Source organism: Flavivirga abyssicola (assembly GCF_030540775.2).
GTDB lineage: Bacteria > Bacteroidota > Bacteroidia > Flavobacteriales > Flavobacteriaceae > Flavivirga > Flavivirga abyssicola.
This window is the reverse complement of the sequence record NZ_CP141266.1, coordinates 1,888,280-1,909,949: the sequence shown is the minus strand read 5'-3', so window position 1 is coordinate 1,909,949 and position 21,670 is coordinate 1,888,280. Positions and strand designations below refer to the sequence as shown.

At 31.3% G+C, this 21,670-nt stretch carries 18 protein-coding genes and 1 tRNA gene; 17 read left to right on the top strand and 2 right to left on the bottom strand.

What is annotated here, in order from left to right; all coding sequences use genetic code 11:
* Positions 1 to 43: 43 nt before the first annotated feature.
* The 15 genes from Q4Q34_RS07995 to Q4Q34_RS07925 all read left to right on the top strand — a co-directional run bounded on the left by Q4Q34_RS07995 (position 44) and on the right by Q4Q34_RS07925 (position 17,425).
* Positions 44 to 1,246, top strand: a complete 1,203-nt coding sequence (locus Q4Q34_RS07995; RefSeq protein ID WP_303316736.1) for a beta-ketoacyl-[acyl-carrier-protein] synthase family protein — start codon at positions 44 to 46, stop codon at positions 1,244 to 1,246.
* Complete coding sequence (locus Q4Q34_RS07990) at positions 1,243 to 2,304, top strand: beta-ketoacyl synthase N-terminal-like domain-containing protein (protein ID WP_303316735.1); 1,062 nt, start codon at positions 1,243 to 1,245, stop codon at positions 2,302 to 2,304. The genes Q4Q34_RS07995 and Q4Q34_RS07990 overlap by 4 nt, the downstream gene beginning before the upstream one ends.
* On the top strand, positions 2,301 to 3,068 hold the full coding sequence (locus Q4Q34_RS07985) for a polysaccharide deacetylase family protein (protein WP_303316734.1): 768 nt from the start codon (positions 2,301 to 2,303) through the stop codon (positions 3,066 to 3,068). The genes Q4Q34_RS07990 and Q4Q34_RS07985 overlap by 4 nt, the downstream gene beginning before the upstream one ends.
* Positions 3,069 to 3,120: 52 nt before the next feature.
* A complete protein-coding gene (locus tag Q4Q34_RS07980; protein ID WP_303316733.1) occupies positions 3,121 to 3,678 on the top strand; it encodes an outer membrane lipoprotein carrier protein LolA in 558 nt (185 codons plus the stop codon).
* Positions 3,659 to 4,264, top strand: coding sequence for a hypothetical protein (locus Q4Q34_RS07975; RefSeq protein WP_303316732.1), 606 nt, complete (start codon positions 3,659 to 3,661; stop codon positions 4,262 to 4,264). The genes Q4Q34_RS07980 and Q4Q34_RS07975 overlap by 20 nt, the downstream gene beginning before the upstream one ends.
* Positions 4,265 to 4,834, top strand: a complete 570-nt coding sequence (locus Q4Q34_RS07970) for an outer membrane beta-barrel protein (protein WP_303316731.1) — start codon at positions 4,265 to 4,267, stop codon at positions 4,832 to 4,834.
* Positions 4,835 to 4,900: 66 nt separating this feature from the next.
* Entirely contained in the window at positions 4,901 to 5,497 is a 597-nt protein-coding gene (locus Q4Q34_RS07965) for a porin family protein (RefSeq protein WP_303316730.1), read from the top strand.
* 6 nt (positions 5,498 to 5,503) lie between these two features.
* The gene (locus Q4Q34_RS07960) at positions 5,504 to 5,869 is read left to right on the top strand and encodes a hotdog family protein (protein WP_303316729.1); all 366 of its coding nucleotides are present in this window, start codon (positions 5,504 to 5,506) and stop codon (positions 5,867 to 5,869) included.
* A 7-nt stretch (positions 5,870 to 5,876) separates the two neighbouring features.
* A complete protein-coding gene (locus tag Q4Q34_RS07955; RefSeq protein WP_303316728.1) occupies positions 5,877 to 6,374 on the top strand; it encodes a hypothetical protein in 498 nt (165 codons plus the stop codon).
* Between the two features lie 20 nt (positions 6,375 to 6,394).
* Positions 6,395 to 7,588: a DUF2062 domain-containing protein gene (locus Q4Q34_RS07950; RefSeq protein WP_303316727.1), complete on the top strand. Its 1,194-nt coding sequence runs from the start codon at positions 6,395 to 6,397 to the stop codon at positions 7,586 to 7,588.
* Positions 7,581 to 11,261: an MMPL family transporter gene (locus Q4Q34_RS07945; RefSeq protein ID WP_303316726.1), complete on the top strand. Its 3,681-nt coding sequence runs from the start codon at positions 7,581 to 7,583 to the stop codon at positions 11,259 to 11,261. The genes Q4Q34_RS07950 and Q4Q34_RS07945 overlap by 8 nt, the downstream gene beginning before the upstream one ends.
* A gap of 8 nt (positions 11,262 to 11,269) precedes the next feature.
* Complete coding sequence (locus tag Q4Q34_RS07940; RefSeq protein WP_303316725.1) at positions 11,270 to 12,814, top strand: phytoene desaturase family protein; 1,545 nt, start codon at positions 11,270 to 11,272, stop codon at positions 12,812 to 12,814.
* Between the two features lie 79 nt (positions 12,815 to 12,893).
* Positions 12,894 to 14,522: a C45 family autoproteolytic acyltransferase/hydolase gene (locus Q4Q34_RS07935; protein WP_303316724.1), complete on the top strand. Its 1,629-nt coding sequence runs from the start codon at positions 12,894 to 12,896 to the stop codon at positions 14,520 to 14,522.
* Complete coding sequence (locus Q4Q34_RS07930) at positions 14,519 to 15,808, top strand: phenylacetate--CoA ligase family protein (protein ID WP_303316723.1); 1,290 nt, start codon at positions 14,519 to 14,521, stop codon at positions 15,806 to 15,808. The genes Q4Q34_RS07935 and Q4Q34_RS07930 overlap by 4 nt, the downstream gene beginning before the upstream one ends.
* An 18-nt stretch (positions 15,809 to 15,826) precedes the next feature.
* On the top strand, positions 15,827 to 17,425 hold the full coding sequence (locus Q4Q34_RS07925; protein WP_303316722.1) for a phytoene desaturase family protein: 1,599 nt from the start codon (positions 15,827 to 15,829) through the stop codon (positions 17,423 to 17,425).
* On the opposite strand, the gene Q4Q34_RS07920 is transcribed toward Q4Q34_RS07925, so the two are convergent.
* Both Q4Q34_RS07920 and Q4Q34_RS07915 read right to left on the bottom strand, forming a co-directional pair.
* Entirely contained in the window at positions 17,426 to 19,165 is a 1,740-nt protein-coding gene (locus Q4Q34_RS07920) for a RagB/SusD family nutrient uptake outer membrane protein (RefSeq protein ID WP_303316721.1), read from the bottom strand.
* A 74-nt stretch (positions 19,166 to 19,239) separates the two neighbouring features.
* Positions 19,240 to 19,313, bottom strand: a tRNA-Ala gene (locus tag Q4Q34_RS07915).
* Positions 19,314 to 19,775: 462 nt separating this feature from the next.
* Between Q4Q34_RS07915 and Q4Q34_RS07910 the strand changes: the two genes are divergently transcribed.
* Together Q4Q34_RS07910 and Q4Q34_RS07905 are read left to right on the top strand one after the other, a co-directional pair.
* Positions 19,776 to 20,408, top strand: coding sequence for a LysE family translocator (locus tag Q4Q34_RS07910; protein WP_303316720.1), 633 nt, complete (start codon positions 19,776 to 19,778; stop codon positions 20,406 to 20,408).
* 30 nt (positions 20,409 to 20,438) lie between these two features.
* Entirely contained in the window at positions 20,439 to 21,572 is a 1,134-nt protein-coding gene (locus Q4Q34_RS07905; protein WP_303316719.1) for an FAD-dependent monooxygenase, read from the top strand.
* The last annotated feature ends 98 nt before the right edge of the window (positions 21,573 to 21,670 follow it).

The window sequence follows — 21,670 nt, the reverse complement described above, 5'->3', positions numbered from 1 at the left end:
TTAACCTCTAATAAGTTTCCTATCTTCACAGGAATGATAAAATATGAGTAAAGGCGTAGCTATCACCGGAATGGGAATTATTTCTTCTATTGGAAATAATGTAGAAGAGAATTACAGATCACTTATAGAAGGTAAAACTGGAATTACAAGAATTTCAAAAATCAAAACCCTTCATAAGGATCATATTATGGTTGGCGAAATTGCTTTTACAAATCAAGAATTAGAGCAACAACTTGGTCTAACGCCAGATAATAATTATTCCCGAACGGCATTACTGGGTGCAATAGCAGCAAAACAAGCTGTTGAAAACGCAAGAATTTCTAATATAAACACTTATAAAACCGGGCTAATATCATCAACAAGCGTTGGTGGAATGGATAAGACCGAAGCTCATTATTATGCTTATCTTGAAGACAAAGCAACTCAAAAGTATATAGCAGGGCATCATGCAGGGGATTCTACTCAAAAAATCGCAGAACAATTAGGGATAGAACAAAGTCTAGTAACTACAATAAGTACCGCGTGTTCTTCTGCTGCGAATGCGATTATGCTTGGTGCCAGATTAATAAAATCTGGACAATTGGACAGAGTTATCGTTGGAGGAGCGGACTGCTTATCAAAGTTCACCATAAATGGTTTTAAAACCTTAATGATTTTATCAGATACATACAATACGCCTTTTGATGAAAACAGAAAAGGGTTAAATTTAGGTGAAGCCGCTGCCTTTTTAGTCTTGGAGTCTGATAAGATAGTGCAAGCCGAAAATAAAACAGTTTTAGCTTATGTAAAAGGGTATGGCAATGCCAATGATGCGTTTCATCAAACGGCATCATCCGAAAATGGGGATGGCGCAACACTAGCTATGCAAAAAGCACTAAAGGTCGCCGATTTATCTTCAAGCGATATCGATTATATTAACGCGCATGGCACGGCGACTGGAAATAATGATTTATCCGAAGGACGTGCCATTTTAAGAGTGTTTGATAAGCATGTTCCAGATTTTAGTTCAACAAAGGCATATACTGGACATACGCTTGCTGCTGCTGGAGCTATTGAAGCCGTATATTCCGTTTTGGCACTTCAGAATAATGTGATTTATCCCAATTTGAATTTTAAAACCCAAATGAAGGAATTTAGTATGACACCGCAATTAGAACTTAAAGAAAAAGAATTGCATACGGTATTATCAAATTCATTAGGGTTTGGAGGTAATTGTTCAACCGTTATTTTCTCAAAAAAACAATGAAACCCGTTTATATAAATAGTCTTGGTTCAATTTCATCCCAAAAAACGTTTGATAATTCATCGTTTTTAGATGACATTATTTCTTATGAAGACCATATCATTTTAGCAGTAGACCCAAACTACAAAGACTATATTTCTCCAGCAAACTCTCGTAGAATGGCAAAAGGGGTTAAAATGGGAGTTGTAGCTTCTAAAATAGCTCTAAATGAGGCAAATTTAGAGACAGTAGATGCCATCATCACAGGAACGGGAATGGGATGCCTTAAAGATTCTAAGAAATTTTTAAGTGCTATTATAGATAATGATGAGCAGTTTTTAACACCAACATCTTTTATACAATCCACACACAACACTGTTGGAGGACAAATAGCGCTTGGTATGCAATGTAAAGGTTATAATTTCACCTATGTACATGCAAGCATTTCTTTTGAGTCTGCAGTATTAGATGGAAAATTAATGCTGGAAAACGATGAAGCCAGTACTATTTTAGTTGGAGGTGTTGATGAAATTGAAGAATATACATGCACTTTACATAAACTTATCAATCATATAAAAGAAGAAAAAGTAAATTCTACAAATTTATTGCAATCTAAAACAGAAGGGGCTGTTTTTGGGGAAGGCGCGAATTTCTTTGTGCTGTCTAATCTTAAGCAAGATTCTAGTTATGCTCAAATTGTTGCCATAAACACATACAACACACTGGGAGATTCAAATATTGCTGATGTTGCCAAAGCATTCTTAAAAGAGAATAATATTGATATTGAAGCTATTGATATTCTGGTTTTAGGAAACAATGGAGATGTTACTTACGACAGTTTTTATAATGAATTGAGTTCTGGAATTTTTAATAACACGCAACAAGTTTATTATAAACATTTGTGTGGTGAATTTAATACAGCATCGTCATTTGGTGTATGGTTGGCATCAAAAATATTGAAAACTCAAAAGCTTCCAGAAGTGGTAAAACTTAATAATATTCCAACCTCAAATTATAAAACTATTTTACTTTACAATCAATATAGAGGAGAGAACCATAGCTTCACTTTATTACATAGATGATAAATTACAAATCGGTAAATATAATAACAATCATAGCTTTGCTTGTTTTAATATTTACAGGTAACTTTTTTAAATGGTATGTATCTATATTAGCAATTGTTTGGTTTTTAGTCACCGTTGCCGGTTCTTTTTTTATAAAATGGAATTATCATCTTAAATCACTTCATCATAATAAAACCATTAAAGAAAATAAAATAGCGATTACTTTTGATGACGGTCCACACCCAGAATTCACACCCAAAGTTTTAGAACTTTTAAAAAAGCACGATGCTAAAGCGACTTTTTTTTGCATAGGAAAGCATATTGAAGCCTATCCAAATTTATTCAGAGAAATCATAAAGCAGGGACATACTGTTGGTAATCATACCTATACCCACGCTAATAATTTTGGTTTTTTTAAAACTAAAAATGTCATTAGAGAATTACAAAAAACGAATAACATTGTAAAAAATATCATGGGTTTTACAATGCAATTATTCAGACCAGCTTTTGGTGTTACCAACCCAAGAATAAAAAGAGCCATAAAAGAAACTCAATTGCAGTCTATAGGCTGGAATGTCCGCTCTTTAGATACCACTTCAAGGACCCCCGAAAGGATCTTTAAGCGCGTTACAAAAAACCTTTCAAAAGGCGATGTTATTTTGCTTCACGATACAAGTTTAAAAACAATTACAGTATTGGAACAGTTATTGTTATTTTTACAGAAACAAAATATAGAATCTGTTACCATAGACTCTCTATTTAACATAAAAGCATATGCGTAATATTATTTATATATTATTTTTTATGGGCACTCTACTGCATGCACAAACCAAAATGAGCATAGCAGAATCAGCAACTTTAAAAGCTAAGGTAAAAACACAAGCAGCTACAATAAAAACCTTATTAAGTGACTTTACGCAATACAAACATTTAGACTTTTTATCTAACGATATTAAGTCTTCGGGTAAACTGTCGTTTAAATCTCCCAATATGGTAAAATGGGAATATCTAACACCTTTTAAATATGCTGTTTTATTTAAAAACGAAACTCTTTTTATTAATGATGAAGGCAAAAAAAGCAACATAGATATTGGATCAAGCAAAATGTTTAAACAACTAAACACCCTAATTATAAATAGCGTAAAAGGGGATTTGTTTGATGAAAATGAATTTGATATTACATATTTTAAAGATGGTGTCAATAGTAAAGTTTACTTTAACCCAAAGGACAAAAAGTTTTCGAAATACATAAAAGCATTTCAGATACTATTTAATGAGGAAGGCGATGTTGTAGAATTGAAAATGATAGAACCATCAGAGGATTATACAAAAATTGTTTTTAGTAATCGAATAGTAAACACAAACTTATCCGATGCGATATTTAATCAGTAGTTTCTGTTTGCTTTTTATAGCATGTGGTTCGTATTCTAAAAAGCGTAATTTTCAAATACAGACAACATCAAATAAAATAATTCATAATCCATACTTTTCAAATGAAAAAAAAGATTATGTCTATAAAGCAAATATTACAGTTCGTGATAATAATTTTAGCGGTATTCTTATAGTTAAAAAACTTGGAGAAGCCAATCATCGTGTAGTATTTACAACAGAAATGGGAAATAAAATTTTTGATTTCTCTTTTTTGAATGATACTTTTAAAGTTAATTTCATTATTGAAGCTATAGATAAAGCCATTTTAATTAACATTTTAAAAAAAGATTTTAAAGCGCTTATTCAAGAGAAAATACCAGTTATTAAATCGTATTCATCACAAGACACTCTAATTTATGAAACTGCTTTAGAGAACAAAAAGCATTTTTATTTTAAAACACAACAGTTAAACAAAATCATTCGTGTTAAAAATGGGAAAGAAAAAGTCACCTTTTTATTTTTAGAAATTAATGATATTATTGCAAATAAAATTAAAATTTCACATTCAAATATTAAACTAAAAATTAATTTAAAATCAATTAATTAAATGAAAAAATCACTTTTAACATTGGCATTGATTGTAGTAAGTACAGTTGCCTTTTCTCAAATAAAAATTAAGCCAGGCGTTAGGGCTGGTGCTAATTTTTCGAACTTGACTAACACCAATTTAGATGATAAAACAGATCTTTATATTGGCGCGTTTGCCGAAATTAAATTTGTAAAATTTTATGCATTACAACCAGAAATAAATTATTCAAGACAAGGAGGAAAGTCTACGATTTCTGGACTAGATGATTTAGAGATCCAGTATTTAGGTGTCGCTTTAGCAAACAAATTTTATCCTATTAAAGCAATTGGCTTACATGCTATTCTTGGTCCTGCTATAAACATTAAAGTAGGTGATAATTATGATGATTTAGAAGGTTTTGATTTTTTATTTTTCGGTGGTTTGGGTTATGATTTCCCTTTCGGTTTAGGGATAGAAGCTAGATATAATATAGGAGTAGTTGATATTTTTGGAAGTAATGTTAATAACACCAATGGAAATAATAATGTAGATGATTTATTACTAAACAAAGTTGTTCAAATAGGAGCAACTTATAAGTTTGATTTTTAAATGAGTAAATTATCAGTCATATAAAAATATTAAGCCTATGAGCCTTGAATCCATAAATAAAAAATCATGAAAAATATTTTATTCATTTTAGTAGCATTTGGAATTTTTACAAGTTCTTACTCGCAAACAAAAAAATCATTCGGAATACGAGGTGGTATTAACCTATCTAATCTTTCTAATGCTAACTTAGACCAAAAAACAAGTGGATATTTTAGTGTCTTTGGGCATTTTAGATTTTCAGATTTATATGCGTTACAACCAGAAATAGGATATTCCAATCAAGGTGGGCGAGCTAGAAACACTTCTGGTATTGATGACATTGAAATACACTATATTTCAATCTCGGCAATCAATAATTTCTATGTTAAAGATTCCGGATTTCGTTTCTTAATTGGCCCTGGATTTGACTTTGATGTAGATGATACTGCCATTGGGATTTCAAATAGAGATGAAGGAAATGATATTACCTTTATAGATGTTACTATTAATATTGGTATTGGCTTAGAGTTTAAAAACGGTTTAGGTTTTGAAGCCAGGTACAAACAAGGATTGATAGATGTTTTTTCAGGCACTTGGCACGATTTTGAATCGGAGCAGTATCAAGATGAGATCCAATTTAATGGCGTATTTCAATTGGGGCTATTTTATAAATTCAATTTTTAAACAAATATGTTATTAGAAGGCTTATATAAAGTAAATAATTTAGAGGTTGTTGATAATTCGATAACAGCGAATATTTTTATTAACAAAGACCATGTTATTTTTAAAGGGCATTTCCCTGATAATCCGGTGATGCCAGGTGTTTGTATGATGCAAATTATTAAAGAAATTACCGAAAATGTTGTCAAAAAAAAGTTATTTACACAATCTGCAAATAATATTAAATTCATGGCTATAATTAACCCTTTTAATACACCAGAACTGGAATTAAAGCTAGATATTTCTGAAACAGATGAAGGTTATAAAGTAAAAAACATTTCTAAATTTGAAGATACCATAGCTTTAAAATCTACTACAAATTTTATAGTAAAATAATTTATATATGAAATTTTTAATGGTACTCATATCAGCAATAAGTATAAATACGCTATCAATAGATATGGGTACCGTTAGAAACGCATATAAAGAAGCTGCCCAAGACCATACCAAAATAGAAACTTTTAATAACCTGCTTTTAAAAATAACTAAAAAAGATGACCCTACCCTAGTCGCTTACAAGGGTGCAGCCATTGCTTTATTAGCTAAACAAGAAAAAAAAGTTAAAGACAAAAAGAAACTGTTTATAGAAGGCGTTTCATATGTAGAGCATGCCATAGAAAAATCATCAAATAATATAGAAGTTCGTTTTGTTCGCTTAGGAATTCAAGAAAACACACCAAAGCTTTTAAAGTATAAAGGTCATATTGAAGAAGATAAACAGTTCATTTTAAAACATTTCAAAAACATTACTTCTTCTAATCTAAGGCATCACATTAAAGATTATATTTTACAGTCCAAAGCTTTTAGTGATGAAGAAAAAACAGTAATTTCGAGCCAATAATGCTTTAAGGTTTCAATAAAGTGAATATTAACCTAACCAATCAAAAAATCACCGATTTAGGCGTGTGTGTGTTAATTCCAACATACAATAACGATCGCACATTAAAGCAAGTTATCGATGGCATTTTACAATTTACACAACACATTATTATCATTAATGATGGGTCTACGGATAATACAGTACAAATTCTTAAAGGGTATTCACAACTTCAACACATTCATATAGAAAAAAATAAAGGCAAAGGTAATGCATTACGCATGGGTTTTAAACATGCCGAAACTTTAGGGTATCATTTTGCAATTACTATAGATTCTGATGGTCAACATTTTCCAGAAGACATTCCTGCTTTTGTTGATGAACTTGAAAAAAGCGACAACAAAAACATATTACTCATTGGTGCTCGAAATATGAGCCAAAAAAACGTACCTAAAAAAAGTAGTTTCGGTAACAAATTTTCAAACTTTTGGTTTTGGGCAGAAACTGGGATTAAGCTTCAAGATACACAATCCGGATTTAGACTGTATCCTTTAAAAGCACTAAAAAAGCTTAAATTCTATACCTCTAAATTTGAATTTGAAATCGAAGTTATAGTAAAGTCCGCTTGGTCTGGAGTAGACGTTAAAAATATACCAGTCCGCGTGTTATATGATGAAACCGAACGCGTTTCTCATTTTAGACCATTTAAAGATTTTACGCGAATAAGCATTCTAAATACATGGTTTGTAATACTTACTCTTATATATATTAAACCACGAAATTTTTTTAGAAAATTAAAAAAAAAAGGATTTAAACGGTTTTTTAAAGAAGACTTATTTGGTACACAAGATGCTGCTTCTAAAAAAGCATTATCTATAGCTTTAGGTCTTTTTATTGGTCTATCTCCTTTTTGGGGATTTCATACAGCACTTGTTATTTTTTTAGCTTTAATTTTTAAATTAAATAAAACGATTGCTTTTGTTTTTTCAAACATTAGCATCCCGCCTTTTATTCCTTTTATACTTTATACCAGTTCAAAAATGGGTCAATATCTTTTAGGAGTAGAATTAGAATACACAAGAGAAGAAATGATCGAAAATTTTGAAGTTTTAAAACATCTTAAAACCTATATTGTCGGTAGTTTTTCTTTAGCAATAATAACCGCAACAAGTTTGGGGGTTTTAAGTTATTTCCTTTTTTTAATTTTAGATAAAAAAGTAGTACTCAATAATGGATAGCGTTTTTTATAACATATATAAAAAAATTGCTGCTAAAAAGCTGATAAGTTTTAGTGTTTTGTTCCTAATGCTTTTATCGTTGCTATTTGTAGCATCCAAAATTGAATTTGAAGAGGATATCACTAAACTCATTCCGTCAAATGATAAAACCTCTGAAGCACAAAAGGTTTTAAAAACCGTAAATTTTGCTGATAAAATTATTGTAAATATCGCAAAGGAACCCAATGGTTCTCTTGATGATATAACGCAATACGCATCACAATTAATGGACAGCATAAATATAACGTCCAGTAAATATGTTAAACAAATTCAGGGAAAAGTTGAAGATGAAGATATCCTTGAAACTTTAGATTTTGTTTATAAAAATTTGCCACTTTTTTTAGACGAAAGTGATTATACAACCATTAAAAATAAAATTCAAAAAGATAGCATTGATGCCATAACACATAGCAATTACAAGACTTTAGTATCACCTTCCGGATTTATTGCCAAAGAAAGCATCTTAAAAGACCCTTTAGGTTTGTCGTTTATTGCTTTAAAAAAGCTACAACAACTGGGTTTTGGCGATGATTTTAGTTTTCATAATGGCTTTTTGATTAGTAAAGACAAAAATCATCTCTTGCTATTTATTACTCCAACTTTCGGCTCTAGTGAAACTGCCGAAAACGCAAAATTTGCTGAACATTTATATAAAATAAGTAATCAACTTAATAATACATTTAAAAACAAAGCACAAAGCGAATATTTTGGAGGTGTACTAATTGCTGTAGCAAATGCCAGGCAAATTAAACAGGATATTCAATTTACAGTTGGTATTGCAATGAGCATTTTACTAATCATTCTCATTGTTTTTTATAAAAAGATAAGCATTCCGGTCATCTTATTTGTCCCAACACTTTTCGGAGGCTTATTGGCGGTTGCTTTGCTTTATATCATTCGCGTAAAAATTTCAGCAATCTCTCTAGGTATAGGCTCTGTATTGCTTGGTGTAACTTTAGATTATTCGCTTCATATACTAACACATATACGAAGTAATAACAATATTAAATCTCTATATAAAGAGATTACAAAACCATTATTAATGAGCAGCTTAACTACTGCTTTGGCATTTTTGTGTTTGCTATTTTTAAACTCGCAAGCTTTACAGGATTTGGGTATTTTTGCTGCAATAAGTGTTATAGGCGCTTCTGTTTTTGCCTTGCTTTTTATTCCTCTAGCATATAGAGACTCTGTAAAAAAGGTTAAAAAAAACACACTTATAGACAACCTTGCCGGTTTTCATTTTCATAAAAAAAAGGGACTCATTATAACACTCTTAGTTGCATTTGTTATTAGTTTTTTCACCTATAACAGGGTTGGTTTCAACAAAGATTTAACAAAGCTTAACTACGAACCACAACATCTTAAAGAAGCTCAGATGCGTTTAGATGCATTAACTAATATCGCATCAAAATCTGTGTATTTAGCAGCTTATGATAATTCTGAAAAAGATGCTCTAGAAATAAATGATAACATTTATAAAAAACTACAAGCGCTTAAAACAGAAAAAAAAATTATAGATTTCAGTTCTATTGGAACTTTAATTCATTCAGAAAAAAAGCAAAAACAACGTATTGCAAAATGGAATGCTTTTTGGAATGATGAAACCATTGCAAACACTACAAACAACCTTATTGAAAGTGGCAACACATTTGGCTTTAAACCCACTACATTTCATTCATTCTATACACTTTTAAACACCGTTTTTAAACCTTTACAAACGGAAGATTATAAGGCTTTAAAAACTATTTCAACCGAAGATTATATTACTTCAAAAGACCATTTTATTACGGTAACTACTTTAGTTAAAGTTCAAGATGAAAACACACAGGAATTAATAGATATTTTTAAGAACAACTCACAAACGTTAGTTATTGATAGACAACAAATGAATGAAACTTTTTTAGGAAATCTAAAAAATGACTTCAATAATTTGGTCGTTTATTCATTAGTTGTTGTATTACTACTTCTTTTACTGTTTTACAGAAGCCTTTCATTAACTTTAGTAACAAGCATCCCCATAGCATTAACTTGGCTATTGACCATTGGAGTGATGGGGTTATTTCATATTGAATTCAATATTTTCAATATTATTATTTCCACTTTTATTTTTGGTTTAGGAATAGACTATAGCATTTTTATTACTAATGGCTTACTTCACGAATATAAAACTGGAGAGAAAGCTTTTGCCACGCATAAAACATCTATTATTTTATCTGTTATCACAACTATTTTAGGAGTTGGTGTTTTAATATTTGCTAAGCACCCTGCATTGTATTCTATTTCTTTAGTGTCCATTATTGGAATTTTATCTGCAGTAATTATTTCATTCACAATTCAGCCATCATTATTTAAGCTTTTTATTGGTAGCAAAACAAAACGCCCCATAACATTAAGACTATTAATACACTCTATTCTGTCATTTGGATACTTTGGATTAGGAGGGCTTTTAATCTCTTTGTTTAGTGCTACGCTACTTAAAATTATTCCTGTAAGCAAAAAAGTGAAGATGAGGTGGTTTCATAAAACAGTTTCAAAGTATATGAAATCGGTTTTATATACTAACCCTTTTCTAAAAAAGAACGTTATAAACCTGAGTAATGAAACGTTTGAAAAGCCTGCAATAATTATTGCAAATCACACCTCTTTTCTAGACATTTTAGCCGTTGGTATGCTACATCCAAAAATTATATTTTTGGTGAACGATTGGGTTTACAATTCGCCTGTTTTTGGTAAAGCTGTTCAAGCTGCCGGGTTTTACCCTGTTTCCAGTGGTATCGAAAACGGGGTATCTCATCTTCAGAGAAAAGTTAATCAAGGGTACTCGCTAATGGCTTTCCCAGAAGGAACAAGATCTTTAACAAACAAAATGAAACGCTTTCATAAAGGAGCTTTTTATTTAGCAGAACAATTAAATTTAGATATTATCCCAGTACTTATTCATGGTAATTCGGAGGTTAATCCAAAAGGTAGTTTCCTTATTAGAAACGGAAGTCTTACTGTAAAAATATTGGAGAGGATTCCCATTGAAAATAAATCATTCGGGGAAAGTTATAAACAACGTACAAAAAATATTAGCGCAGATTTTAAGCAGCAATTTAATGATTTAAGACAAGACATTGAACACGATACTTACTTTCATGAAATAGTATTAGAAGACTATAGATATAAAGGTGATGCTTTATACAAAATGGTTAAAGAAGACCTTAAAACGTATAAAGAGACTTATAGTGTTATTTTAAATACCATTGATAAAAAAGATACGATCCTTCATCTTTCAAAAGATTATGGGCAACTGGATTTTCTGTTATCTTTAGATGCTATCGACAGGAAAATAATTTCTTATATTGAAGATACTGCTGTTACAATGATGCTTCAAAATAGTTTTATTACAAATAAGCATAACCGTATTAATTTTGAAAATACTATAGATGACGCTTTAAAGAGTCCCGCAAACGTATTAATAATTAATATAAACGGGGTTACTCCAAAACAAATAAACAGCATCTTGAATAGCCATATTAATCTTTTAATTTTACTAAAAGAAAGTCGAAATTTATATACAGAAACAATTAATGCTTTAGGTTTTAAGTCGGATTACGAGAATGAGAACCTTATTATTTTTAAACGATAAAAAAATAGATGAAAACACACTATGATGTTGTAATAGTTGGAAGTGGATTAGGAGGTTTGGCTTCTGCAATCATTTTAGCAAAAGAAGGTTATAGTGTTTGTGTGCTTGAAAAAAACAACCAATATGGTGGTAATTTGCAAACTTTTGTGAGAAACAAAACCATATTTGATACTGGTGTACATTATATTGGTGGACTTGACAAAGGGCAAAACCTGTATCAATACTTTAAATATATTGACATTATAGATGATTTATCCCTTAAAAAGCTAGACGAAAATGGGTTTGACATCGTTACTTTCGATAATGATCCCATCGAATATAGACACGCACAGGGTTACGAAAAATTCATTGAAGTTTTAATAAAACAGTTTCCCGAAGAAGAATCTGCCATAGTAACTTATTGTAACAAGTTAAAGGAAACCTGTGATAGTTTTCCATTGTATAACTTGAAACAAGGCAAACCTTACTATGATAATATGGACATTTTTCAGCTTCAAGCAAAAAAGTACATCAATTCACTAACTAATAATAAAAAACTGCAAGCAGTACTTGCAGGAACAAATTTTTTATATGCTGGTGATGGTGAGCGTACACCTTTTTATGTCCATGCTTTGACAATAAATTCATATATAGAAAGTGCCTATAGATGTATTAATGGCGGTAGCCAAATAACTAAAGCATTAATTAAAAAATTAAAAGAACACGGCGGAGAAACTTACAAGCACCATGACGTTGTTAAATTTGGTTTTGATGATGGTAAAATTACTTCAGCCATTTGCTCGAACGGAAAAGAAATAAAAGGGGATTTGTTTATCTCTAATATTGAACCTAAACTGACTTTAAAGCTTGTTGGCGAAGATAAATTTAGAAAGTCCTACACCAATAGAGTTGATAAAATTGAAAGCACCATTGCTGCGTTTAGTTTATACATTGTTTTAAAACCAAATTCATTTAAATACGAAAATAAAAACTTCTATCATTTTAAAAACCCCGATAATGTTTGGGATGTTCACAAATACACTCAGGAAAGTTGGCCAGAAGGGTACATGATGTCCATGTCTGTTAAGAAAAATATGGACGATTATGGAGATAATATAACGGTAATGACCTACATGCATTATGATGAACTTAAACCTTGGGTAGATACATTTAATACTGTGGCCCATAAAAATGAAAGAGGTCAAACCTATGAACAGTTTAAAGAAGAAAAAGCCGAAAAATTAATAAAAGAACTAGAGCTTAAATTTCCAAATATTAGAGATTGCATTCAAGAGATGTACACATCTACTCCATTGTCATATAGGGATTATATAGGAAGTAATAGAGGGTCTATGTATGGTTATGTTAAAGATGTTAATAAACCAATGCAATCTTTTTTATCGCCAAGAACAAAAATTAAAAACTTAATGTTTACAGGTCAAAGTCTAAATATGCATGGCATCTTGGGAGTTACAATAAGTGCTGTGACAACGTGTTCCGAAATTTTAGGTAAAGACTATTTATTAAATAAAATATTAAAAGTTAATAACGAACAGGAAACAAGTCGAAAATAGTGTATAATGAACACCTTAAAATAACTTCAATTATATGTATCTAAAGGAGATGAAAATAGTAAAGTGGTTTTGCTTTTTTATGCTTCTACTTTTAGTATCATCGTGTGGCATCTCAAAATCCCTTAATGATGTTCCAGATGTTAGCAAATATAATTCATCTATCCCTGAAAGAATTAAAATTTCGGACTCTACATATGTTTTACACGACAACTTTCTTACGAAAAACAAACAAGGTTTATGGGAACTTTATGTGGAAGGTGATCCGTATGAAAGAGGTTTAATTACTGGAAGCTTAACAAAAGAGCTATTTAATAATCAAGAACAGGTTTTCTTATCTAAGATTAATGATTTTGTACCTTCAAAAACAAAACAAGCGCTATTACGCAAATTCTTAGCTTGGTTTAATAGAAAAATGTATCTACATATTCCCGAAGAATATAAAACCGAGATATATGGGCTTTCAAAATATGCTTCATTAGGTTATGACCACATCGCTAACCCTTATTTAAGAGTTTTATACTTACATGGCGCTCATGATATTGGACATGCGCTACAAGATTTGGCTTTGGTTGGTTGCTCTTCATTTGCTGCCTGGGGAGAAAAAACAGACGATGGTAGCTTAATAATTGGTAGGAATTTTGACTTCTACGCTGGTGACGATTTTGCAAAAGAAAAAATAATTGCATTTGTAAATCCAACAGAAGGGCACAAATTTATGTCTGTAACCTGGGGAGGCATGATTGGAGTCGTTTCCGGAATGAATGAACATGGTATTACAGTTACCATCAATGCTGGAAAGTCTAAAATTCCCCTAATCGCCAAAACACCAATTTCTATCTTAAACAGAGAGATTCTTCAATATGCCTCGACTATTGAGGAAGCAATTGCGATTGCAAAAAAACGTCAGGTTTTTGTATCCGAATCCATATTAATTGGCAGTGCTAAAGATAAAAAAGCAATCACCATAGAGGTTTCTCCCGAAAATTTTGGAGTGTATGAAGTTGCCAATTCTAATCAATTAATCTGCTCTAATCATTTTCAAAGTAAAGCTTATGCAGATGATAAAAAGAACTTAAAACATAAAGCCGAAAGTCATTCACAGTATCGTTACCAACGTATGGAAGAACTTTTGAATCAACAGCCTAATATAACACCTCAAATTGCAGTAGATATATTACGAAATAAAGAAGGGCTTCAAAACAAAAGTATTGGTTATGGTAACGAAAAAGCGCTTAACCAATTATTAGCACATCATGCTATCGTTTTTAAACCAGAACAACGGTTGGTCTGGGTATCATCAAACCCGTATCAATTAGGTGAATTTGCCGCTTACAACTTAAATGATGTGTTTAAAAACCCAACAAAAAAGGGACTTTCTAATACTCAACTAACCATAGAAAAAGATCCCTTTCAATTTTCTGATGCCTATCAAAATTATGAGAATTACAGAAAGCTAAGCACTCAATTTCAATCCTCAATAAAAAATGATGAATATGTTGATCCATCAATTATTTCAGAAATACAAACAACAAACCCTGAGTACTGGGAAGGCTATTATTTAGTAGGAAAATATTATTATAAAAAAGGATATTTTACCGCTGCATTGCATGCTTTTGAAAAAGCAAAAACTAAAGAAATCACAACCGTGCCAGATCAACGAGAAATTGATTTGTATATTACAAAACTTAAAAGGAAATTGGATCTATGATTCCTAAGATAGAAAAAGCCTCAAGTGAAGAAATAAAAAGCTTTCAAGAAGAAAAATTGAAACTTCTTTTAAACTACCTAAATAAACACTCTGCTTTTTACAAACGTATGTTTAATGAGCATGAGATTAATATCAATGAGATTAATACACTTGAGGACTTAACAACGATACCAACAACATCAAAGGACGATTTACAGCAGTACAATGATGATTTTATTTGTGTTCCTAAAAAAGAAATCATTGATTATGTTACAACTTCTGGAACGTTAGGAGAGCCTGTTACCTTTGCTTTAACCGATAACGATTTAAAACGTTTAGCCTATAACGAAGCCATTTCTTTTGCCTGTGCAGGGGTGAGTGAAGATGATACTATTCAACTCATGACTACTATAGATAGAAGGTTCATGGCTGGATTAGCATACTTTTTGGGAGCACGAGAACTTGGAGCCGGTATTATTCGTGTTGGTAATGGCATTCCCGAATTACAATGGGATTCTATATTAAAATTTAAACCAACTTATATTATTGTTGTTCCTTCATTCCTATTAAAACTTATTGAATATGCTCAACAAAATAATATAGACATTAATGAATCAGGGATAAAAGGCGCTATTTGTATAGGTGAATCATTAAGAAATGAAGATTTTTCGTTAAACCTGCTAGCTTCCAAAATTAAAAACACCTGGGATATTGAACTGTATTCAACGTATGCTTCCACAGAAATGAATACTGCATTCACAGAATGTGAACAACAACAAGGCGGTCATCATCACCCAGAGCTAATCATTATAGAAATATTAAATGATCAGGATAAACCCGTACAGGAAGGTGAAACGGGAGAGTTAACCATTACTTCTCTAGGTGTAGAAGCCATGCCTTTATTACGGTTTAAAACTGGAGATGTAGTAAGAGCCCATACTGATACATGTTTGTGTGGTAGAAATACCGTTAGACTAAGTCCTGTTCTGGGAAGGAAAAAACAAATGATTAAGTATAAAGGAACCACTTTATACCCCCCGGCAATGCATAATGTTTTAAATCATTTCAATAATATAAACTCTTATGTTATTGAAATTTATCAAAACGACATAGGAACCGATGAAATTCTTTTAAAAATTTCAGCACCTCAACCAACAGACACCCTATTGCAAGAGATTAAAGATCACTTTAGAGCCAAATTAAGAGTGCTTCCAAAAATAGAATTTCATGATAAAAGCGTGATTCAAAAACTTCAGTTTCCAAAATTGAGTAGAAAGCCTATGATGGTTATTGACAAAAGAAAATAGCGTACTAACAAACTTTCTATGACTGAAAAAAATTATGAGCCATTTTCTATAAATATTGATTTTTCCAATTACGATCATATTGTTATAGGTTCGGGCATTGGTGGATTAACCGCCGCTACTTGGTTGGCTAAAGCTGGTAAGAAAGTTGCTGTATTAGAACGACACTATGTTCCAGGTGGTTTTACGCATAGTTTTAAAAGAAAACAAGGTTTCCAATGGGATGTTGGTGTTCACTATGTTGGTAATTTGGATAAAAAAGAATCACTTCTTGGGATGTTCAATTTTATTACCGATAATAAACTCAAATGGGAGTTTATGGGAGACGTATATGACGTCGTATATGTTGGAGATAAAAAATACGAATTTAGAGCTGGTAAAGAAAACTTCAGAAAGCAGCTTATTGAATATTTCCCCAAAGAAGAACAAGTCATTAACAACTATATATCTCTAATAGAAAAAGCGAATAAACGTGGCTCACTATTCTTTTTTGAAAAAGTGTTTGAACCTTGGTTAAGTAAATCTTTAGGGTGGATCATTAGAAAACGCTACGCACAGTATTCTCAAAAAACCACAAGTGATGTGTTACGCGAACTTACAGATAACAAATTATTAATTGCTGTACTCTGTGGTCAATGTGGTAACTACGGGCTCTCACCTAAATACAGCAGTTTTGCAGTACACGCTATGGTTATTTCTCATTTTATGGAAGGTGGCTATTATCCAATAGGTGGTGCCGACCAGATTAGCTATAAAACTATAGATGTATTAAATAAGCTTGGAAGCAAGGTTTTTATTAATGCCAATGTACAAGAAATTATAACGAAGAATAACAAAGTAACTGGAATAAAAGTGGACAATACGGTTATAAATTGTACTAGTGTTATTAGCAATGTAGGTGTAAATAATACGTTCAATCAATTACTTTCTGAAAAGGCAAAACACTATTGTAAATTCAACATAAAAGATGTAAAACCTGCAACTGGTCATATGTGTTTGTACATTGGGTTAAATAAATCTAGTGCCGATTTAAATTTACCCAAGCACAATGTTTGGTATTATGCACATGAAAATACGGATGAATTAATTGAGAAAGCAACACTCTCAGAAGCCCCAAATAATTTTGCGTATATTTCATTTCCATCTGCTAAAGATCCCGAATGGGATATTAAAAATAGTCAAAAATCGACTATTCAAGCGATGTCTGTAGGTCATTATAATTGGTTTTCTGAATATGAAAATCAACCCTGGATGAAACGGGAATTAGCTTATAAAAAACTAAAAGTCGATTTTGAGACTACCATGCTTAATAGGCTTTATCATTTATTTCCACAACTTAAAGGTCATGTTATAGAAACCGAAGTTTCTACACCGCTTTCTACAAAGCATTTTTCAAACTATAAACATGGTGAAATATATGGCTTAGAGCATACCCCAAAAAGATTTAAACTTCCTTTTTTAAGGCCAAAAACAAAAATAAAAGGACTGAAATTAGTTGGACAAGACATTACTTTAGTTGGTGTTTCTGGAGCTATGCTTTCAGGAATATTATGCGCAACAGCCATATTAAAAATAAAATCTACGCGCTTGTTTATGGATATAAAGAACTTTCAAGGTTAATTAATATCCTGGATTTTGAAAAACTCCTGAATTAAGATTTATCTCTAATTCGGGTATTGGTAAAATATGTTTATACGATTGATAGTTTTTCATGTTTTGGGAATTACTTGCATTATGGTTTTCTATAACACTCTCCAATTTCTGTATTCTAATTAAATCATCTTTTCGATGTCCTTCAAAACATAATTCCAGAAGTCTTTCTTTAAATAAAACATCTAAAAAGTCTTGTTGATTAAGTCCTGGTGTTACATCATTTGTTGTATTTCCAAAAGCTCTTCTTCTTACTTTATTAATAGCATCATATGCTTTACTTGTTGGACCACCATTAATTGCATTCTCTGTTTCAGCTATCATTAAAAGTATATCTGCATATCTTAGATACGGTAATTGGAATGATTTACCTTCTTGGTAGTTCTCACTAAATTTATATGGACGCCAATTTGCAGTATCTTCGGCATTTACAGAAGCATTATTTTGAATTGTAAACGATGCTATATTTTCAAAAAACCTATTATCTTCAATATTCAGAGGAAATGACACAGGGTTATCTAAGTCATTTGGATTTTTAAAGTAACCTTTAATAAAGTTAGGTGCTAGTAAAAAAAAGTCTCGTTCTGTAACTTCTAAAGGTCCCCAATAGAACCAATCCCAGCTCTTTAAGTTAGGATCATTAGGAATGGTAAAATCTATTGAGAAAATTACCTCACTACTATTTGCTGTTTTATCACTATCAAAGATATCACCATAATTTGTTTCTAACTCATAGAGCCCCTCCAATTTATTAAATTGCTCTAAAGCTTTTAAATACTTATCACTTTGTAACAAAGGAAAACCTGCCATTTGTAAATAAACTTTACCCAATAAAGCTTGAGCTGCAGAAACTGAAGCTCTATTCTTTACGTTTGACTGCCTCAAATTACTTTCTGCAAAAATTAAATCCGACTCTATAACTTCATAAACTTTTAATGGATCTTGAACAACAGAAGTGTTATCTGAAGGTATTTCAGTAGAAATAACTAATACTGGGTTTCCAAATAACTTGACCAAGTTAAAATAGGTAAGCGCTCTTAAAAAGCTGAATTCTGCTTTAGCAATGTTTTCATCGGTATTCAATTCAGTAACATATTCTGAAGTTTCAATCGCTTCAATACCAATATTCGTTTTCCTAATAACTTGGTAATGATTTGTCCATATATCTTCTATTATTTTATCGGTCGAACTATAATCATAAGTATCCAATTTGCGGGTTGGAAAATTAAAATTAGTGTTACTCATCAATACATCTACTCCAACATCTCCCCAGTATGCAGCATAACCATTTGCTCCAAAAATATTATCAGAAACTAAACTTTGATAACAAATATTCAGTAACTTATCAATATCAATCTTTTCTGGAGTTACTACATTGGGATGATCTATGAGAATTACTCCATTTGTGGTTTTACCTACTTCTACCACAACATTGCCTTTTGTAACAATATCATTAAATGGAACACTAACAGAGACCTCATAGTTTCCTATTTCTACATTTTCAAAAGTTACTAATCCATCAACACCAGTAACTTTTTGTTGTGAAATAGTTTCAATAGACACAATAGCATCAAATATAGGACCACTACCATCTTTAAATGCAATTTCCAATACAATACTTCCGGTCTGAATTTCAACAGATTTATCGTCTTTTGAGCATCCTAATAAAACGATAGCTAATAATGCAAAAATGTATGTTTTTATCTTCATATGATTTTGATAAACGAACTACAAATAAGTAAAAGATCTGACAAACTTATTTGTCAGATCTTTTTAATAAACTGTGGAGAAGATCGGATTCGAACCGACGACCTCTTGACTGCCAGTCAAGCGCTCTAGCCAACTGAGCTACATCCCCTTTGCTTTTATTTACAGTGTTTGCGAGACTTCACAAACATTTTACAACATTTAAGTACTGTTGCATTTACCTGCATAATGATGCAAATGTATGCATTTAAGTGCAAAAACCCACCACCTATAGACATCTTAATAAGCACCTTTATAACAAGAAATCTATAAATATTAATCTTCTCTTTTGATTTATAGGATAAATCACCATATTTCATTTATAAAATTAACAGATTGTAAACTTAAGACGTGTATAGTTAATGGCTTCTAAAGGCTAACATTTTGGCAATTTCGTATTTGCTAAGCCTCTATTAAAACAGTTTGGATATGTTTTTTCAAACCCATTTTATAAAGCTTAAACGGCTTTAATAGCTCTACTCTAAATCCGAAAATTTAATCGTATTTTCACGCAACAAACCATACACGAACACGTTGTTCAACAGTTAAAAAACAAAGACCTAAAAACAAAAATATGATACCGATTAACGATTTACTACTATTTGGATTAGCCTCATTGATTATGGTACTTTCACCTGGACCCAATATGATTTATTTGATTTCAAGATCATTATCGCAGGGAAAAAAAGCTGGGATTATTTCTCTTTTTGGAGTAATGTGTGGATTTTTATTCCATATCCTTATGGTGTCTTTTGGACTGACTGCAATATTTTTTGCTGTGCCTTATGCTTTTGTAGTGGTTAAATTTCTTGGAGTCGGATACTTATTATATTTAGCTTATAATACTGTTAAATCAAAAAACAAAATTTTTGACGCTGACCAAAACCTAAAAACGGACAAACCCCTTAAACTCTTTAATATTGGACTTCTGACTAATATCTTGAATCCAAAGATGGCAGTATTTTATCTTTCGTTTTTCCCTCAATTTATCAAGCCTGAATATGGCTCGATTTTAAGTCAAAGTTTTCAACTCGGTTTAATTCAAATAATAATCAGTTTTTCAGTTAATTTTTTGATTGTTATATCTGCTGCTAGAATGGCAAGTTGGTTCTCGAAAAAACCAATTTGGTTAAGAATACAAAAATGGTTTATGGCTTCTGTATTAACTGGGCTTGCCGTGAAAATGGCATTAGCAAAAGCGAAATAAAAACCGTTGCCATCAATTAGATTAAACACTATGAATATAGATATTATTGGAGCTGGAATAGGAGGATTAACTACTGCAATTGCACTTGAACAAAAAGGAATTAAAACAAGAATATTTGAACAAGCTGAACGAATAAAACCAGTTGGAGCTGGAATTATTTTAGCCAATAATGCAATGCAGGTTTATGAAAAGTTAGGTTTGCGGAAAATAATTGAAGAGAACGGAAATCCAATTTGTTCAATGAATATTACCAAATCCAATCTAAAACCACTTTCTAAAATTGACTTGTCTTATTTTGAGCAAAAACATAATGTTAAAAACATTGCAATTCACAGAGGAGCATTGCAACAAATTTTGATTGATAAGTTAAAATCTACCCAAATTAACCTAAACCATAAACTTACTTCTATTACAAAAAACTCAAATGGATACTATTTGAAATTTGAAAATGATGCACAAGTCCAATCCTCAGCAGTTTTAGGAGCAGACGGACTAAATTCTATTGTTAGAAAAAATATATTTCCAAACAATAGTATAAGAAATGCAAATCAAATATGCTGGAGAGGAATTACTGAATACGATTTACCAATAAAATATAAAAACGAATTAAACGAAGCTTGGGGAAAATCAGACCGTTTTGGTTTTGTTCAAATTGCAGAAAATAGAGTTTATTGGTACGCTTTAAAATCATTCAAAAAAAACAAAAATGAATTCTCTATCAACGATTTAGAACTATATTTTAATGGTTACAATTCAATAGTTAAAAACATCATAAAATCGACGAAAAAAGAACAAATAAATGCTGCCGAAATTTCAGATTTAAAACCAACAAACACTTGGTTTAAAGAAAATGTCTGTTTAATCGGAGATGCAGCACACGCTACTACACCAAACATGGGACAAGGTGCCTGTCAAGCTATAGAAGATGCTTTTGTGCTTTCAGAATGTTTAGACAAATATGAAATTATCAAAGCATTTACTGAGTATCAAAAACTAAGATTACCAAAAGCCCATCAAGTAGTTAAAGCAAGTTGGCTCGTTGGAAAGATGGCACATCTTAAAAATCCAATATTAATTGGTTTACGCAATCAAATGTTAAGGTTAACGCCTTCTTCGGCTAACAGAAAACAGAATGAACAGATTTTTCAATTAGCAGAAATATGATATGTTGGTTTTTTTAAGAAGATAAAGAATACTGAATTTGCAAGAGCAGATTCAAAATGGTTTTCACCTTTGTGTTTAACGATTGGAATAATTGAAAT